This is a genomic window from Rhodohalobacter sp. 8-1 (assembly GCF_038150125.1).
In the GTDB taxonomy this organism is placed as follows: Bacteria; Bacteroidota; Rhodothermia; order Balneolales; family Balneolaceae; genus SW132.
Genome location: NZ_JBBVMF010000008.1, coordinates 126,802 through 143,938, shown reverse-complemented (window position 1 = coordinate 143,938; position 17,137 = coordinate 126,802). Strand labels below are relative to the sequence as shown.

The window sequence follows — 17,137 nt, the reverse complement described above, 5'->3', positions numbered from 1 at the left end:
AAGCCCTTACTGCCTGCGGGTTGCAGTTCTACTCCCCCTGGCCAAGAGAGTATGCCCTCTCGCCATCAAATTCATACAGGTTTTCAGTTTTAATAATATCTATCCCGTTTTCAGAAAGATTACTAAGCAACTCAATTATATCAGACGACTGAAGTGCGCTGCTTTTTGAGTGAAATCTGCACCTCCAGTGGTCTGTACAAAAAGTTTCTTCCATACCTTCAGGCCAAACTTTTGTACCCCGGTTTGTGATCATTATCAAATCCATAGATTTTGACAGATCCTGCATCCCTTCAATCAATAGTTCTGCAAGACTATCAGCAGAGCCCGGCTCCCAGTATACAAATACGTCTGTGCCTGTCAATTTTCTATCAATCTGTTTTGATGGTTTTTTTGGACCTCTGCTATATGTGAGTTTTATCTCGATAGGTTCAGGATCTTCGGGATACTGAACGGGTGAGAGCTGTTTTGGTAATTCTCCCAGGCGGTTTATAACAGCATCCTGAAACTCAGTTGTACTTACCAGCTTCTCTGATGATTGTGCATCATAAATATCCGCCGTGTGCATTCCGTCTTCAAGAGTTTTTAGCCACGCATTTTGAATGTGCTGAGCTGTCGTTGTCTCCCCAAGGTGTATGAGCATCATAACAGACGCATTGATTAAGCCCGAAGGATTTGCAACATTTTGCCCCGCTATATCGGGTGCAGAACCATGAATTGCCTCGAACATAGCACAACTCTCTCCAATATTGGCTGAGCCGGCAAGGCCAACTGACCCAGCAATCTGAGCCGCAATATCACTGATGATATCGCCATAGAGGTTAGGCATAACCACAACATCAAATGCTTCCGGGGTATCGGCAAGCCGGGCTGCTCCGATATCCACGATCATATTTTCTGATTTTATCGCTGGATACTCTTCTGCAACCTGCTTGAATACATCATGAAAAAGACCATCTGTCAGCTTCATAATATTATCTTTTGTAAAACAGGTGACTTTCTCGCGCTTATTGAGCTTGGCATACTCAAAAGCATAGCGGTTAATTTTTTCAGTCCCCGGCATAGTTATAAGCTTCAGGCATTGAAAGACATCATATGTCTGGCGGTGCTCTATGCCACCATAGGTATCCTCTTCATTTTCTCTGACAATAACAACATCCATATACGGATGCTTTGTTTTTACAAACGGAGCATATGATCTGCAGGGGCGAATATTCGCAAATAATCCCAGCGTTTTTCTCATCGTTACATTTAAGCTTTTCACTCCCCCGCCCTGTGGCGTTGTGATCGGTGCTTTAAGCAGAATCTTATTGCGCCTGATGGGTTCCCACGATGATGGGTCAATTCCTGACTTTATTCCCCGTTCATAAACCTTTTTACCAATCTCGATTTCTTCGAAGTCGAGATTAGCCTCAGATGCTTTTAAAATGTTAAGAGTCGCAGACATGATTTCGGGACCTATACCGTCGCCATGCGCAATTGTAATAGTTTTACGTGTATTCATTCGAATTATGTTTTTTTGATTATAGCCGGGAAATGATATCGGATATATTACATATATTATAATTAATAATACTAATAGATAACATAAACAAAAGTTTATGGACCATTTCACTATCCATCAGCTCAAATTATTCGGGACGGTTGTTGAGGCCGGAAATATAACGAAGGCTGCAGAACGCCTGCATATGACCCAACCGGCAGCGTCAATTCAATTGAAAAAACTTCAGCAAAATATTGGCACCGATTTATATTATATGAATGGAAAAAACCTGACGCTGACGGATGCCGGCAAAGAGTTCTATCGTGTTTTTTTATCGGTAAGAGACAGGCTTGAAGCATTTGAGGCAACGCTTACGGACCTCAAATCAGGTTTGCGTGGAAAATTGTCTATCACTGCTGCAAGTACGGCAAAATATGTTATGCCCTATTTACTCGGTGAATTCAAGGATAAGTATCCCGAAGTGGATATTGCCCTGAAGATTACAAATCGTTTTGAAGTTATCCATCAGATCACTCAGATGGATTATAACCTGGCCATTTTGTCTCAGGTTCCGCACAATACTGATCTGGAATCAACCCCGTTCCTGAGAAACCCTCTTGTCTTCGCGTGTCATCCTTCTCACCCGTTATCAGGCAAACAAAACATAAACCTTCGAACACTCAGGGATGAGGTATTTATCATTCGGGAGGAGGGTTCGGGAACGCGAATAGTAATGGAGGAACTTTTATCAAAATCAGATATTCATCCACGAATCGGAATGGAGCTTGGCACCAATGAGGCGGTGAAACACGCAATCATGGCAGGCATCGGAATTAGTTTAGTATCTGAATTGAGCTTGAAATCTGATCTTGAGCTCGGTAAAATATCCTTATTAGATGTGGAATCATTGCCGGTTATAACGTATTGGAATGCAATTTATAAGAAAAGCCGAAGGGTTCACCCACTTACTGAACATTTTCTGAGTTTTTTAGAACAAAGAAAAGAATTTTCTACAGAGCCAATACCTTGAAATCTATATTCAATATCATTCAGGATGGCTCAAAACAGCGCTCATTTTCAGGGATTATGCCTGCTAATCGTTGAATGAATTCTGTTTACTTCCATTAGTGCCGCTGATCCATACCACGGCCTCAGCTCCATCGCAAGCCTTCCGGCCTGTACAGCAGGATCAGACTCTGTGAGCTTACGCGCTTCGTCCATAGTTCTCACATCAAATACATACAGTCCGCGAATCTCACTTGTGTCCATAAAAGGACCCGCAAGCACAAGCTTTTCTTCTTCTGCAAGCCGCCTGATATTGTCCAGGTGGGCACGCTGAAGTTCGGCGGTGCGGGTTGAATCCTGGTCACGATTTGGCCCGTCTTTTAAAAAAGCAATAACATACTGTCGCATGCCGTAATAATCCGCGCCCAGCTCATCTGCTAAATCGGCGTTAAAAGTTGTATCGGTTTACGACGCCTGACTTTCCTCAGCCGTGGCTTCCGGTTCAACACAACTTACAATCAAAAAGAAAATAGAAATAAAGAATATGATTGCGGATGCCACATGTGATAAAAATTCATTAGCATCTATATTATTTCTATTTGAATAGTTTTAATTTATTGCAATACAATATTTTATATCAATACATCAATAACATTTCTAACGTTATAACACTTAAACGATCTTAATAAACATTGTCAGGATCAAACGAACGGTCATTGATCTCATATACTAACGATGTGTCATCGTCTGAGTCTACCGACCTGTAAAAACAACTTCTGTACCCGTTATGACAAGCACCTTCACGCGTCATTTTAACTCGTAGTTGAATAACATCCTGGTCGCAGTCTACGAGTATTTTCTCAACTATTTGTTCACGGCCCGACGACTCCCCTTTCACCCAAATCTTGCCCCGGCTTCGGCTGAAGTAAGTAGCCTTATTCGTTTCGATAGTCATCTTCAGGGCAACCTTATCCATCCAGGCAAACATTAGAACTTCACCTGAATCTGCGTCTACTGTGATGCATGGAATGAGACCCTGGTTGTTAAATTTTGGTGCAAAATCATGGCCAAGTTCAATCTGGTTTTTATCAATCCGTTTTGAAAACATATCTGAATTTACTTTTTTTTATTTCCTTTTTCTTCTTCTTTTTTGGGGACGGGGTCGTAACCAGATGTTCCCCATGGATGGCATCGTGCCAAACGCTTCAAGCCCATCCAGACCCCTTTCGCAGTCCCCCATTCCCGAATGGCTTCGATCATGTAGGAAGAACATGTAGGTGCATGCCTGCAGGTCTGTCCCAGGTAGGGAGAAATAGCCAGCTGGTAGAATCGGATTATTTTTATGAAAAGCCACTGTATACCCTTCTGTAATTTCCTGAGAATTGATCGGGTAATATCAGGAGTCGATCTGTTCAATTGTTGCTTGATAAGGAGTCGTGAAGAATTGTTTATTTTTGATTCCTGTTGTGTTGTCAATAAAAGCATGGGGGCATCGGATGAATTTTTTGAAATGCTTCGTCAGGTATGAATCAGCATACCAATTTTCTGAAGCTCGCCATCGATATCTCACCTTTGTTTTGACATTCAAATTGCTGATTTATGCTTGCAATACGAATGTCAGGTAATCTCAAATGTTGTTTTACCGCTCTTGTCATCTTTTAATTCGATACCCAATTCCTGCAGTTCATCACGAATTTTGTCACTTGTTTCAAAATCCTTGTTTTCACGCGCTTTTGCCCTGATGTCGATTAGCAACTCAATCAGGTCTTCCGTTTTTCCATTAACCGCATCGTGTTCGCGTCTTAAGCCCATTAAATCTGTAACGAACACCTTGAATGTTTGCTTCAAATTTTCGAGAACACTGGCTGATATGGCTTTCTCATCAACCTGCTTATTGTATACTGCATTAATTTTACTCACCAGCTCAAAAAGAGCGGCAAGAACTTGAGCTGTGTTAAAATCGTCACTCATGCGTTCATAACAGAGATTACACTGCCCGAGAACTTCAGCATCAAGTGTGCCTTCCTTAACGTCCGTATCGACAGTTAATTCCTCAAGAACGTCAAAAGCATTCATCAGTTTACGATAGCCTTTCTCCGCTGCTTCAAGCGCTTCATTCGAGAAGTCGATCTTGCTTCGGTAGTGCGATTGCAGCATCAAAAACCGGACTACCATCGGGCTGAATCCACGGTCAAGAGTTGAATGATCCCCCGAAAACAGCTGGTCTAGCGTGATAAAATTACCGGCTGATTTACTCATTTTTGCACCGTCAATCGTCACCATATTGTTATGGATCCAGTAATTGGCGGGATCGGTTCCATGAGCTCCCCTGCACTGGGCAATTTCTGCCTCGTGGTGCGGAAACTGCAAATCCAATCCGCCGCCATGGATATCAAAATGCTCACCCAGGTATTTTGTACTCATAGTTGTACACTCAATATGCCAGCCGGGGAAACCTTCGCCCCAAGGCGAATCCCAGCGCATAATATGTTCGGGCGAGGCTTTTTTCCAGAGAGCAAAATCATGAGGATTTCGTTTCTCATCCTGCCCTTCAGTGTCCCGGCTACCGGCCTGCAGATCTTCGAGCACCTTCCCTGAAAGGTCACCGTAACTATTGGATTGACGATAGGTTTCGAGATCGAAATAAACCGTCCCGTTTACTTCGTATGCAAACCCGTTATCGAGAATTTTTTCAACCAGCTTGATCTGTTCAATAATGTGTCCTGACGCAGAAGGCTCTATATTAGGCCGTTTGCAGTTCAAAGCGTCAAGTCCCTTGTGATACTGAATGGTATAATGCTGAACAATCTCCATGGGCTCCACCTCTTCAAGGCGCGCCTTCTTTGCAATCTTATCCTCACCCGACTCTTCAAGTTCATTTTCAAGATGACCTACATCGGTTATATTTCGTACATAGCGTACGCTATAGCCTTGGTGCTGAAGGTATCTGTAGATAAGATCAAACGTGATGCCTGCTCGTGCATGGCCGATGTGCGGATCACCATATACTGTGGGGCCGCATACATAAAGCCCCACGTGAGGCGGTTTAATAGGCTGAAATGTCTCTTTTTTCTTGGAAAGGGAGTTGTAGATCCGGATAGGAAATTGGTCCTTGTCCTGCATGTTTTTCATCAATTAAATATTACATCTCCACATTAGAATGGATGTAGTCAATAAACCGCTGTTGTGAGATTGCCTCCCTGAAGTCGCCGCGGTATTCAGTTGTGACCGTGCTGCTTTCTCTGTCTTTAATTCCACGAGTTGACACACAAAGGTGTTTGCTTTCTATAAAAACCGCTACATCTTCTGTTTCGAGTGCTCCCTGCAATTCATCTGCAATCTGCAGCGTCAGCCGTTCCTGAACCTGCGGACGGCGGGAATAATAGTCGACCATTCTGTTGATTTTTGAGAGACCAATCACACGCCCGCTGCTTTTATAAGCGACGTGTGCTTTACCGAGAAACGGCAGAAAATGATGTTCACAAAAAGACGTCACGTTGATGTTTTTCACCACAACGAGATCGCGGTATTCGTACTTATTGCCAAATTTTTTAGCGTCGGGGCGGTTTTTGGGATTTAAACCCTGGAATACCTCTTTCACATACATTTTTGCAACTCTATACGGCGTGCCGCTCAGACTCTCATCATCTAAATCGAGTCCAAGCGTATGCATGATCTCACTGAAATGAGATTCAATTTTCTTAATTTTTTCTTCATCAGTAAGATCAAATGCATCTTCCCTGAGTGGTGTTTGAACAGCTGTTCCGATATGTTCATCACCTAAATCTTCAGTATTTTCACCTGAGTTGTTACTGGTAACATCGTCCAGTACCTGTTTATTTTTTTTCATCGTTTTTACTACTTAAAAATCTTTTTTTCACAGCCTTAAAGTTACGGCTTACGTTTTCCATATCATAATATCATCACTTCCGGTAATGAGTTGCCCATTTTTTGGATAGTGAACATCACCCTACACAAAAAGTGATGTTATCATATAGATTGCAGGCCTTACCAAGCCTGCCTTCGGTCAGGATATACGTTAAGCGTTATGCCCTTAAAGCTTTGAATTTTAAATTACTGTTTTTTCCTGAACGTGTTGATGATTCCGCCATCCAGAAGTGCTTCAAGCTGGCGGCCACTCAGCGTATGAAATGCTTTTATTTCTTTATCTTGAGTGATATTTTTAATCGTAATGCCTTCTTTCTTTTCGAGTTGTTCACGAATATTTTCTGTTTTCAGGATATCGCCCTGTTCAATTGAATCGTAATCCTCCGGGTTTTCGAACTGCAGCGGGGCAATTCCGAAATTAATCAGGTTTTGCCAGCCAATGCGTGCATAGCTTTTCGCCAGTGCGGCCCGCTGTCCAAGATACCGGGGTGCAATAGCGGCGTGTTCACGGCTGGAGCCCTGAGCATAGTTTTCACCGGCAACTACAACGTGCCCGTCGTTGCTTTCTTTCGTCTCCAACGCCCGGTCGTAAAATGATTCATCAATCACGTCGAAGGAAAACTTACTGATTTCCGGGATATTGCTCCTGAAGGGCAGTACGTCTGCACCGGCTCTCAGAATTTCATCCGTTGAGATATTATCTCCCATTTTCAAAAGTACGGGTACTTCAAAATCACTAAACTCATTGAAATCGGGAAGAGTCGAGACATTCGGGCCTTTCACCAGCTCTTTCTTCTCACCATTTTTTGGCGGAGCGGAAAGCATCTCACGGTTAATTATCACATCTTCTGGCTGTTCAAATTTGGGATAGCTCATGCCATAGAGATCTTCCAAGTCTCTTGGGTCAGTAATCTTACCGGTCAATGCTGAGGCAGTGGCTACTTCAGGGCTGCAGAGGTAGACTGAATCCTCTTTAGTTCCTGATCTATCAGGGAAATTTCTTGGAACGGTCCGCAGACTGTTTTTACCCGATGCAGGTGCCTGACCCATTCCTATACAACCGTTACATCCGGCCTGATGAATTCTGGCACCCGACTGTACGAGATGGAGCATTACGCCATTTTTCACCATATTTTCAATAATCTGGCGAGATGTCGGGTTAATATCAAAACTAACATCTTCATGCACCCGACGGCCGCGAACGATTTCGCTGGTTATCCAAAAATCTCTGAAACTTGGATTGGCCGATGATCCGATATACGACTGGTAAATCTCTCTGCCTTCAACTTCTCTTACCGGCACCACATTTCCGGGACTGCTTGGCAATGCAATTAACGGCACAAGATCATCCAATACTATTTCCATATGCTCTTCATATTCAGCACCCTCATCGGCTACAAGCTCATGCCAGTCCTGCTCGCGATGCTGTTCCCTCAGGAATCGTTTCACCTCTTGGTCGGATGGAAAAACTGTTGTTGTCGCTCCCATTTCCGTTCCCATGTTCGCAATCACATGGCGGTCCATCGCAGACAATTGATCGAGGCCGGGACCGTAATATTCTAGCACATATCCCAGTGCCCCTTTTACATCAAGGCGCCGGAGCATCTCAAGAACAACATCCTTGGCGCTGACCCAATCGGGAAGATTCCCTGTCAGCTTAACCCCCATCACTTTGGGCATCTTCAGGTACATCGGCTCACCGGCTATAGCAAATGCTACATCAAGCCCGCCCGCACCAAGTGCAAACATTCCCATACAGCCTGATGCCGGTGTGTGGCTATCTGAGCCTGCCATGGTTGCCCAGGGTTTCGCAAAATTTTCTGTATGAACAGGATGACTCACACCATTACCCGGCCGACTATACCAAATCCCAAATCGTTCTGCTGCTGATTTTAGAAAAAGATGATCATCCGGATTTTTAAAGTCAGTTTGAAGTAGGTTGTGGTCAACATACTGGCAGGACACGTCTGTTTTAGCCTTATCAAGGTTCATCGCTTCAAGTTCAAGCATCACTAAGGTGCCTGTTGCATCTTGCGTGAGGGTTTGATCAATCTTTATACCGATCTCCTCGCCCGGTTTCATTTCACCATCAATAAGATGTGACTGAATCAACTTTTCTGTAACGTTAAGTGCCCTGTCCATAAATTATTTGTTTAGTTAACTGTTTGTCTTTTAAAGGATAGTGGACGCTATATCGTTCAAAATAATAAAGAAATAAGAGGTCCAACATTCTAATCGGATGAATAAAAAAGAAGCCTAAATCACTCATTATAAATAAGTTTTACTTAAATATATGCACAACAGCATGATAGTAGCCTACAGTTAGGATTATTCGCCTTTTTTTATTTTTATACTATCAATAAGCATATTATTAACATATCAAATGTTCCATGACCTACAATGAACTTATAGACCGGGTGTCTGAAAGCCGGGATATTCCCAAATCTCAGGCGAAGGAGATAATAGACAGCCTATTTGAGACTCTTGGCCAAGAGCTGGAACGTGGGTCTGGTGTATCAATTCCGGGACTTGGCACATTTCGTACAAAAACTAAAGAAGAACGAAAAGTATACAGCCCTCATCATGAAACATATATCATGGTTCCTCCAAAACGTGTCGTAGACTTCACACCATCGGCAAACTTGAAAGAAAACCTGAAATTTGTAGAGGCGGGTAATGAGTGAAAAAATCACATTCAAAGAGCTCATAGAAAAGCTATCTGCAAAGACTGAGCAGAGCGAGCAATCTACGAATGATTTCATCCATGAGCTGGCCGATATCATTGAAATGTCGCTGGGAGCGGGAGAAAAAATATCTATATCCGGTTTTGGAAAATTTGAACTAAGATGGATGGATGAACGAACGGGCCGGAATCCTCAAACAGGTGAGGAAATTACCATACCCGGTCAGAATAAAGTCGTTTTTAAACCCTTCAAAGCTCTTAGAGAGCGGGTTAACAAACCATTTGAAAATCTTGAAAGCCAGGTTATCGGCGATGAACCTGATGATAAACAATCAGCGTCCAACTCTCCGGTTTTGTCATATTCAGCAGCCCACGTACCGGCCCAATCAACAACAAGTAAAAAAGAAGAAAAGCCAAATGACACTGAAACCGATCTAATCGTTGAACGGGAAAGCCCTGTCGATAGCCCATTCCAAATGCAGAGATCAGCGGATCACGAGACTGCGGCAAACCAACTTGTTCGTGAGACTGGCGACGGCTTGACATCGGTTTTTGAGAAAAAAATGGCTCATCAGGATGAACTTGCAAGAGACGTTCAAGAGAATGGTGAATTTCGCTGGTCGTACACTGCAGCTGCGGTTATAGTATTACTGGCGATATTTTTGATTGTCTTTATGCTGAACAGACCAGAACCTTCCCGGGAAACTGTAATTTCAACCACTACAGAACAAACGAGTGAACTGCAGTCAGTCGATGATCTGAATAGTGAATCTGCTGGCACACAATCTGGTGAGGCCGAACGAACAGCCGCTGTCATTGGTGATGATGAAGGAGGCCAGTCTGTGGACAAATCAGAATCAATCCCATCTGCAAATGAAGAGTCCATAACCCATTCCGTGTCGGCTGGTGAATCACTGTGGACGATTGCTCAAAGTCAATATGATGATCCATATCTATGGCCGCTCATTTATTCGGCCAATGAGAATGGCCTGAACAATCCGAATGTTTTATTAACAGGGAGCAATCTCCAAATTCCCGCACTGGATAATCCCGGTAATCTGTCACAATCAGAAAAGGAAAAGGTTGCACTTGGATATATTTCAGTGTACGATTGGATATTGAAAAACCAACCTGACAATGCCCGTTATTATCTTTGGGCAGCAGGATCATTCTCACAAGAGATACTCCGGGATGCTTCAGACAATGTAAATGAAGCTGACCTGGCATTTGCCACTCAGGGATAACCCAACTCAAAATTAACTCGAGGACAGAAATATGATACGTCATATCGTAATGTGGAAACTAAAAGATGAGGCTGAAGGTGCTTCAAAAGAAAAAAACGCTCAAAAACTAAAACTCATCCTTGAAGGTCTGCGCACTAACATTGAAGAGATAAACGCTGTAGAAGTTGGAATTCAGACTAATCCCGACAGTGATGAAGCCCTTGATGTGGTTTTAATTTGCGATTTTGAAACTGAACTCGATTTCCAGATGTATACCCGGAACGCCCACCATCAAAAGGCAATCAGTTTTATTGAATCAGTTGCTGATAAGCGATTTTACGTAGACTATAAAGTTGATATGTAGATGCTGCAATTGGCTACAAAAAAGGCGATGAGTTCACAACTCATCGCCTTTTTTTATATCAATAAATTGAGACGGATAAACCTTAGCTGCCCCCCTGCTGACTCACGCAATTACCTGCGCAAAGTGATACAGACGGAAGTGACGTCACGTCAATTTTTGGAATTGTAGCGTTAAACTCGGCTTCAATCACGCGGATAAACTCATTTGCAAGTATGGCACTTCCGCGAGCGTTTGGGTGTACCCCATCTGTTGAAAACACACCATTTGGACTAAAATCAGGATTGAGAAAAACGTCATTCACCATTATGCCGGGCTCTGTGCCATCAAGGCCAAAAATATCGGCAAATGCACCGCCCAGGGCATTCGTGTCGTACAGCGCAAGTCTGTCTCCCGCACCTGTTACTGTCCCTTCAATAATAGCATTAAACGTCGCCCTTGAGGTTTCGACCTCAACAATATTTGCTGCTGTAAGCGTGTATTGTGCTCCCAAAGGTACGGCAACTCCTATCGGTGTATTTGGATCCCCCGGAACTGCTGGAGTACCCAACACTGCACCTGCTGAAAGAAGAACAAGCTCTGGCCCAGTCTGAGGATTGACAACCATTGGTCGGGACTGTACATATGGCTGAAGAGCTGCTCTTTGTTCCGGTGTAATTTGATTGAACTGCTCTAATAGGTCAAACTCGTCAGATAAGTCATCCAGCGCAGGATCTACTATCAGAATTGGATTGTTGCCTGCCTGGTAAGAAACTCTTCTCTGATCTGCATCTTCTTGTGTAAAATCAGGAAAGAACGTAGAATTACCAGCCATACCATCAAAAACTGCATTGAGTGTCGAAAATGATGCGTTTAACTGATCGGCAGATGCCTGGTCGAGTGTAATTGCGTTGTATGGAACCGCTCGAAATATCGGGGTTGCAAGAATTTGCGGTATATTTGCTACTACACCACTCGCTGTCGTTTCTGTGATCAACCGGTTAATTGTGGCTGCAAACCGGGTATGAAAATCAGCTTGTGACGTGAGAATGGCCGGATTGGTAGCGCCGGATAACGCATAACCCAACACATCGTTATTTCCAATCCAAAGCGTAAAGAAGGTTGGATCAGTGCTTATCACATCATCCATTATTGAAGATGTGCCGGGAGAAGACGCAAAACGTGCATAAAACGGATTAAACAGAGGGCTTGATGGATTTCCGGTACCAGGCGTCAGCAGCTGCCCAACCTGTATTCCCGGAACGCCAAAATTATTCAGAGCTGATGCAGATCCGGTGTATGGTCCGATAGGATCACCATTAATGACCGGTGATGGCCCCGGAATACTTGTATCAAGCTTGAAACGACCTAATACGGGCCCGTTGCCTGAGTTTACTGATGTATTGAATCCATTTTCCGAGTTGATATCAGGCTGATTGAATGTCGCCGGTGCACCGGTGAACTCAAACTGTCCGGAAATCAGTGCAGCCAGAGAAAAACGCTGACCGTTGTTATAAAGAGCTCCATCCATGAACCCTGCCGTCAGGGAATTTCCAATCGCCACGTAATTGCTGAAATCAGCATCGCCCTGCGAAGCCTCAACCTCCATGTCCGGAATCGGGTGCCGATCAAGGTTTGTATCTACAATTGAATCGTAATCCCCGTCACAGCTAACAAGTACGGCTCCAAGAATACAGAGTACTACAACTAATTTTGATAAAGATGTCATGAGATTTCCCTGTTATTTAATTCAGAATTTGATCGAAGGTGAGCGACACATAGTAGATCGCACCCATGGTAGGATTCCCGATAGAGGTTTCATACCTGTTGTTTAGCACGTTGCTACCACCAATTTTCAAAATGGTATTGTATGAGGGAAGCCGGTAACTCACTTGGGCATCCATCGTCCCAAACGAAGGCATTGCGCCCTCGCCAAAGGTTGATTCCCAGAGGAATGCATCCTGCCAGCGATAAGTGACATTGAAACCGAAATTTGGTGTCACTCTTCTGTTGCCAAGACTGACATTATATCGCCACTTCGGTGTGTTGAAACTCGCTCGGAATCCCTGATCAAGAAGATCGTCCTGTGTAATGAGTTCGTTATAAGAAGCATTACCGCCCAGGTTGTAACCGCCAAGCAGGCTATATTCTGCTCCAACTGCGAAACCATGCGATCGAACATTACCATCGGCGTTGATATTGATGCCTAAAGGCTGTGTCTGAACCGTTTGGTTGATAATCGCATCTTTGCCTTCGTCAGTTGTGGAGTCGAAGTCACCGGGATCCTGACGTAAACCATTCGGAATACCCTGAACCATCTCGATCGAAGCGATAAAATCGTTGTAAATATTGTAGTAGTAATATGCGTCAATAAAAAGCCTGTTGTTGATAAGGCCTTTATAGCCAACCTCGAACGTACTCACTTTTTCAGTTTGGAAAGGTTCCAACTCAACAGGCTGGAGGAGTTCGCGTGCCTGAGCGGCAGAAGCACCTTCAATAAGTGCATCTCGTGCAGCATCCACGCTTTCTGAGCGATAGGTGATATTCTCATCAAGGAGGTAACGATCAATAAGAACGTCATTATTCCCAAGAAGTCGCCTTGATACCACGTCGAGATCAATAAGCTGGTTTTGGGTTGATGGGATTCGGAAACCGCGCTGAAATGAAGCCCTGATATTCTGGTTGTCTGTGATCGAAAAGACTGCGGATAGCCGGGGTGAAAACTGACCGTCAAAATCCTGGTGCTTATCGTAACGGAGTGATCCCTGCAGGTCAATCCTGTCATCTAACACCGATTTGGACGCCTGAACATATGTACCGAATTCATCCAACGTGAATTCGTCGCCGTTATCATCAAGGGCGAATAGCGTGCCTTCAGACTCGAGTGAATAGCGACGCACGTTAGCACCTGCAATCAGCTCAACCGAGTTTGGGTCGATGATATCCTGGAAATTATATTGTCCCTCGGCGTGATACATGGCCGTTCGGTCAAGAAATTTAGCCCCGCCTTCTGAAATTGGGATATCACGTATTTCATTGAACAGATCCTGAAATTCGTCAGATCCTGGTTGTGGCTGTGCTGCCCGTCCCGCGGCTCTTGCCGCACTATGAGCTTCTTCAATCGTTGCTCCTTGTGTTCTTGCTCCTGCAAATGTTTGAAAATATGCAGGAATGAATGTTTGTTGGTTAATTCGTGAAGCAACCGTGTTTGCCGCATAAGAGTCACCGGAATTTTCCTGTGTGGTATAAGCTCTCAGGAAAAAATTGGGGTTTTGAAGTTCAAGCTTACCGGTCCAGATAATAAAATCATCCAGGATAAAACGGTCATTGGCAGTGTAAACGGTGCTTCCGCTACCCCAGTTGAATTGACCAATCAGCTCATAATTATCAGAAAGGCGATAGTGAAGAGCTGATCCGAACTTTAAACTTTCTGTCGTATTATCGATAAATGAGTTTTCTACAAAACCATCGGGAGTAAACGCTCCTGCTTCACCATCAGGCAGCAGTGTGCGAATTGCTGCAATTTGGGCGCCTTGTGCTCCACCACCCGCGATCACGCCATCAGCTATTCCACCGATTGTAAGAAGCGGCTGACCATACACATTCAGTCCGTTATAAACCCGGTTGCCATTTCGCTGTGTATCGCCTCGTTCAATGGCTCCAAACGTGGCCGGCCCCGTGTCGCGTCTGTCTGTCGCCACAAAATCCTGCGCTTTCAGGTAAGATGCCGTCACTTTAAAAGCTAATCGATTGTTGAATGATTTCGCGTATCGAACAGAATAGTCCTGGTAAAGAGACATGTCTTCATCAACCTCCTCGATGTGATTGACGCCCGTTTTTACCATCGCTGAAAAACCGGGATACTCAAACGGGCTTTTACTATTCATCAACAGTATTCCGTTGATGGCATTTGGCCCGTAAAGTGCTGATGCTACACCGGGGATAAGTTCTGCACTCTCCAGATCAAGATCAGAGATACCCACAACATTACCGACCGGAAAGTTGAGCCCGGGAGCCTGGTTATCAATTCCGTCAATCTGCTGAACAAATCGGAGGTTTCCGTTTGAGCCAAAACCACGCATATTAACAGATTTAAACGTGAGACTCTGAGAGCTGAAATCGACCCCTTTCAGGTTTGCTATGGCATCATAAAACGTAGGAGCCGCAGCTTGCTGAATTCCGATTGCATCAATTTTCTCTATACTAATGGGTGCGTCAATAACCCGCTCTTCTACCCGTGATGCTGAAACTACGACATCAGAGCCCATAATTGTTTGCTCAGAAATTTCAATTCGGAGCCCCGTTACATTCTCCTCTGTAATTTCTATCTGCCTGCTTACATATCCAATAATTGAGACATTCAGCGTAATGGGCGGGTCTTCATTAACTGTTAGTGAAAATTCACCGTTATTGTTAGTTGATGTCCCGATAACACGTCCTTCAACAGTTATATTCACCCCGGTAAGCGGCTCACCGGTATCAGCATCATAAACAGCTCCCGAAACTGTAATTTGTGCTGAGGCAATATTAGCTGGAATATCAAAAGCATTACTGTCTGCTGCTGAGAGTAAAGTTCCCCCGCACAACAATAGAAGAATCCACAGTTTTATTTTTACTTCCATGATCACTGATTTATGTTAATGATTGAATTACCGTTTATTTTTTACTGAACCTGTTTAGCATGTAATTTTCATGTAAAGAAACCTTTGTTTAAGATTTAAAGCAAGCGCTTCCACGTGAGAATGCCTAATTTCACAAACTAAATCAAATAATTTCAAAAGATTACGCGAAACAAAAAATTTTATCAACGGTTATCACTACATGTCATTGACACCACTATATTTATCTCGGTATTTTAAACCGCACTTAAACTTTACTACTCATATGAGAAACTCTATCACATCCGTATTTGCCATGTTACTGTTCCTGTCATCTTTTTTAAATGTTCAGGCTCAAATGAATACTCACTCACACTCTGTGGAATACAATTATATCACCATTTCTTCCGTAGGTGAAGCAATTGTACCCGCAGACTTTGCCGTGCTGTCGATCAATATCGGCGTTTCAAACCCCGACGCTGAACGCGCCTTTGAACTTCATAAAGAGAGAGAGTCCTACCTTGCAAATCTGCTGTCTGAGATGGATTTGCCTGATGAAAAAATCAGCTATCAGCCAATTTCTATTCGGCCAGACCGTCAGAGAGATGGCGCCGTTCACACCTCTACAAATCAAAGTATTCGTCTCGAACTCGATGACTTTGAACAGCTTAGTGAACTCCAGGTACAGCTGATTTCGAATGAATTTGATAATTTCTCAGGCTCACTTGCTTCATCTCAAATCGAGGCAGGGAATAGAGAAGCTCTCAAACAAGCTGTAAAAAATGCCCGGGCTGATGCCAGGCTTCTGGCCGAGGCGGCCGGTAAAGAGTTGGGAGACGTGCTTTGGATTGATCACTCTTCAAACCGCGGATACCATCCGGCCGCGTCCTTTGAAACTGCTCAATTGAGAACCGCCGACTATGGTCCGTCTTTGGGTAATTTTTCTCAAACGATCACCGTTCAAAAGAATATACAGATACGGTTTTTGTTTGCAGATGATGATTTTTAAAGAATAAATCTTTCAGTTACTGTGTAACAAGGTTGTCGACAGCTGACAATCACCATACAAGAGGGATTTGTGCCGGGGCATCACTTTGTGGAAATACCCATCTATCGGCTGCCTGCCCCTTTGGCGGTTTTGTGCAATCGGCAGACCGGCTGATGGGTGTCCCTAACCCGTCAGCCCGCCCTGAAGAGATGCCGATGGTGCACGAGCAGCGTGCAGACGGGCGATAATGCCCCAAAGGAATGCCTAAGGCGCAAAGCTCACTACAACGGCATTATTTTACAATAATGGCTTAAGATAAGGCCAAATATTATTCGCAATTATTTGCTGGCCCTCAGCCGTCGGGTGAATACCATCGGGCTGATTGAGTTCTTCATTGCCCGCTACATCTTCCAGAAGAAATGGCATAAACGTAACATCTTTCTCGTTTGCAACTTCACGAAATACCGAGCGGAATTCTGATGTATATTGCTGGCCAAGATTCGGTGGTGCCTCCATACCGGCAAGAATAATGTCGATTTCGCTATCTTTTTCGCGCACCTTTTCGATAATCGTAATGAGGTTCTTTTTGGTATTTGAAGGATCGATCCCGCGAAGGCCGTCATTTCCACCGAGGCCAATCAGGAAGATATCTACCTCTTGCTGCAGAATCCAGTCTACACGCCTTGCGCCGCCTGCGGTGGTTTCCCCGCTCAAGCCGGCATTAACCACGGTGTAGTTTAAATCGAGCGAATCAATTTTATCCTGGATAAAGGCCGGGTACGCCTGCTCTTCACCCAAGCCGTACCCTGCTGTGATACTGTCACCGAACATGAGAATTTTATTTTGGCCAAACGCCCATAATGTGTTAAATGCTATTAAAAACAAGCATAGAGCCGCAACCTTTGCTATTTTTTCGCGTTTCATAGTGATCT

16 protein-coding genes are annotated in these 17,137 nt (G+C 44.0%); 6 read left to right on the top strand and 10 right to left on the bottom strand.

Annotated features, from left to right (window positions below; genetic code table 11):
• Positions 1–28: 28 nt before the first annotated feature.
• Positions 29–1,501: an NADP-dependent isocitrate dehydrogenase gene (locus tag AABW11_RS10225; protein ID WP_340104985.1), complete on the bottom strand. Its 1,473-nt coding sequence runs from the start codon at positions 1,499–1,501 to the stop codon at positions 29–31.
• Positions 1,502–1,598: 97 nt separating this feature from the next.
• Here AABW11_RS10225 and AABW11_RS10220 point away from each other — a divergent pair, with 97 nt between their 5' ends.
• Complete coding sequence (locus tag AABW11_RS10220; protein WP_340104984.1) at positions 1,599–2,510, top strand: LysR family transcriptional regulator; 912 nt, start codon at positions 1,599–1,601, stop codon at positions 2,508–2,510.
• 47 nt (positions 2,511–2,557) lie between these two features.
• Here the strand turns inward: AABW11_RS10220 and AABW11_RS10215 are convergent, their stop codons facing one another.
• From AABW11_RS10215 to AABW11_RS10190, 6 genes are all read right to left on the bottom strand, one after another.
• The gene (locus tag AABW11_RS10215) at positions 2,558–2,893 is read right to left on the bottom strand and encodes a YciI family protein (protein ID WP_340104983.1); all 336 of its coding nucleotides are present in this window, start codon (positions 2,891–2,893) and stop codon (positions 2,558–2,560) included.
• A 274-nt stretch (positions 2,894–3,167) separates the two neighbouring features.
• The gene (gene hisI, locus AABW11_RS10210; RefSeq protein WP_340104982.1) at positions 3,168–3,593 is read right to left on the bottom strand and encodes a phosphoribosyl-AMP cyclohydrolase; all 426 of its coding nucleotides are present in this window, start codon (positions 3,591–3,593) and stop codon (positions 3,168–3,170) included.
• An 8-nt stretch (positions 3,594–3,601) separates the two neighbouring features.
• Positions 3,602–3,868: a membrane protein insertion efficiency factor YidD gene (gene yidD / locus AABW11_RS10205; protein ID WP_445263756.1), complete on the bottom strand. Its 267-nt coding sequence runs from the start codon at positions 3,866–3,868 to the stop codon at positions 3,602–3,604.
• A 234-nt stretch (positions 3,869–4,102) separates the two neighbouring features.
• The gene (gene cysS, locus AABW11_RS10200) at positions 4,103–5,608 is read right to left on the bottom strand and encodes a cysteine--tRNA ligase (protein WP_340104980.1); all 1,506 of its coding nucleotides are present in this window, start codon (positions 5,606–5,608) and stop codon (positions 4,103–4,105) included.
• A gap of 19 nt (positions 5,609–5,627) precedes the next feature.
• Complete coding sequence (gene folE / locus AABW11_RS10195) at positions 5,628–6,335, bottom strand: GTP cyclohydrolase I FolE (protein WP_340104979.1); 708 nt, start codon at positions 6,333–6,335, stop codon at positions 5,628–5,630.
• A 224-nt stretch (positions 6,336–6,559) separates the two neighbouring features.
• Positions 6,560–8,515 carry an aconitate hydratase gene (locus tag AABW11_RS10190; RefSeq protein ID WP_340104978.1) on the bottom strand — a complete coding sequence of 652 codons (1,956 nt, stop codon included), beginning with the start codon at positions 8,513–8,515 and terminating at the stop codon, positions 6,560–6,562.
• A 248-nt stretch (positions 8,516–8,763) separates the two neighbouring features.
• Here AABW11_RS10190 and AABW11_RS10185 point away from each other — a divergent pair, with 248 nt between their 5' ends.
• Genes AABW11_RS10185 through AABW11_RS10175 form a run of 3 tightly spaced genes read left to right on the top strand, consistent with a single transcriptional unit; the run spans position 8,764 to position 10,643 of the window.
• A complete protein-coding gene (locus AABW11_RS10185; RefSeq protein ID WP_340104977.1) occupies positions 8,764–9,057 on the top strand; it encodes an HU family DNA-binding protein in 294 nt (97 codons plus the stop codon).
• A complete protein-coding gene (locus AABW11_RS10180) occupies positions 9,050–10,300 on the top strand; it encodes an HU family DNA-binding protein (RefSeq protein ID WP_340104976.1) in 1,251 nt (416 codons plus the stop codon). The genes AABW11_RS10185 and AABW11_RS10180 overlap by 8 nt, the downstream gene beginning before the upstream one ends.
• A 31-nt stretch (positions 10,301–10,331) precedes the next feature.
• Positions 10,332–10,643: a Dabb family protein gene (locus tag AABW11_RS10175; RefSeq protein ID WP_340104975.1), complete on the top strand. Its 312-nt coding sequence runs from the start codon at positions 10,332–10,334 to the stop codon at positions 10,641–10,643.
• An 82-nt stretch (positions 10,644–10,725) separates the two neighbouring features.
• Here AABW11_RS10175 and AABW11_RS10170 read toward each other — a convergent pair whose 3' ends face one another.
• Positions 10,726–12,348 carry a hypothetical protein gene (locus tag AABW11_RS10170; protein ID WP_340104974.1) on the bottom strand — a complete coding sequence of 541 codons (1,623 nt, stop codon included), beginning with the start codon at positions 12,346–12,348 and terminating at the stop codon, positions 10,726–10,728.
• 16 nt (positions 12,349–12,364) lie between these two features.
• A complete protein-coding gene (locus tag AABW11_RS10165; protein WP_340104973.1) occupies positions 12,365–15,241 on the bottom strand; it encodes a TonB-dependent receptor in 2,877 nt (958 codons plus the stop codon).
• A gap of 262 nt (positions 15,242–15,503) precedes the next feature.
• On the opposite strand from AABW11_RS10165, the gene AABW11_RS10160 reads away from it, so the two are divergent.
• The gene (locus AABW11_RS10160; RefSeq protein ID WP_340104972.1) at positions 15,504–16,226 is read left to right on the top strand and encodes an SIMPL domain-containing protein; all 723 of its coding nucleotides are present in this window, start codon (positions 15,504–15,506) and stop codon (positions 16,224–16,226) included.
• A 32-nt stretch (positions 16,227–16,258) separates the two neighbouring features.
• On the top strand, positions 16,259–16,453 hold the full coding sequence (locus AABW11_RS10155) for a hypothetical protein (protein ID WP_340104971.1): 195 nt from the start codon (positions 16,259–16,261) through the stop codon (positions 16,451–16,453).
• Between the two features lie 49 nt (positions 16,454–16,502).
• Here AABW11_RS10155 and AABW11_RS10150 read toward each other — a convergent pair whose 3' ends face one another.
• A complete protein-coding gene (locus tag AABW11_RS10150; RefSeq protein WP_340104970.1) occupies positions 16,503–17,129 on the bottom strand; it encodes an arylesterase in 627 nt (208 codons plus the stop codon).
• Between the last annotated feature and the right edge of the window lie 8 nt (positions 17,130–17,137).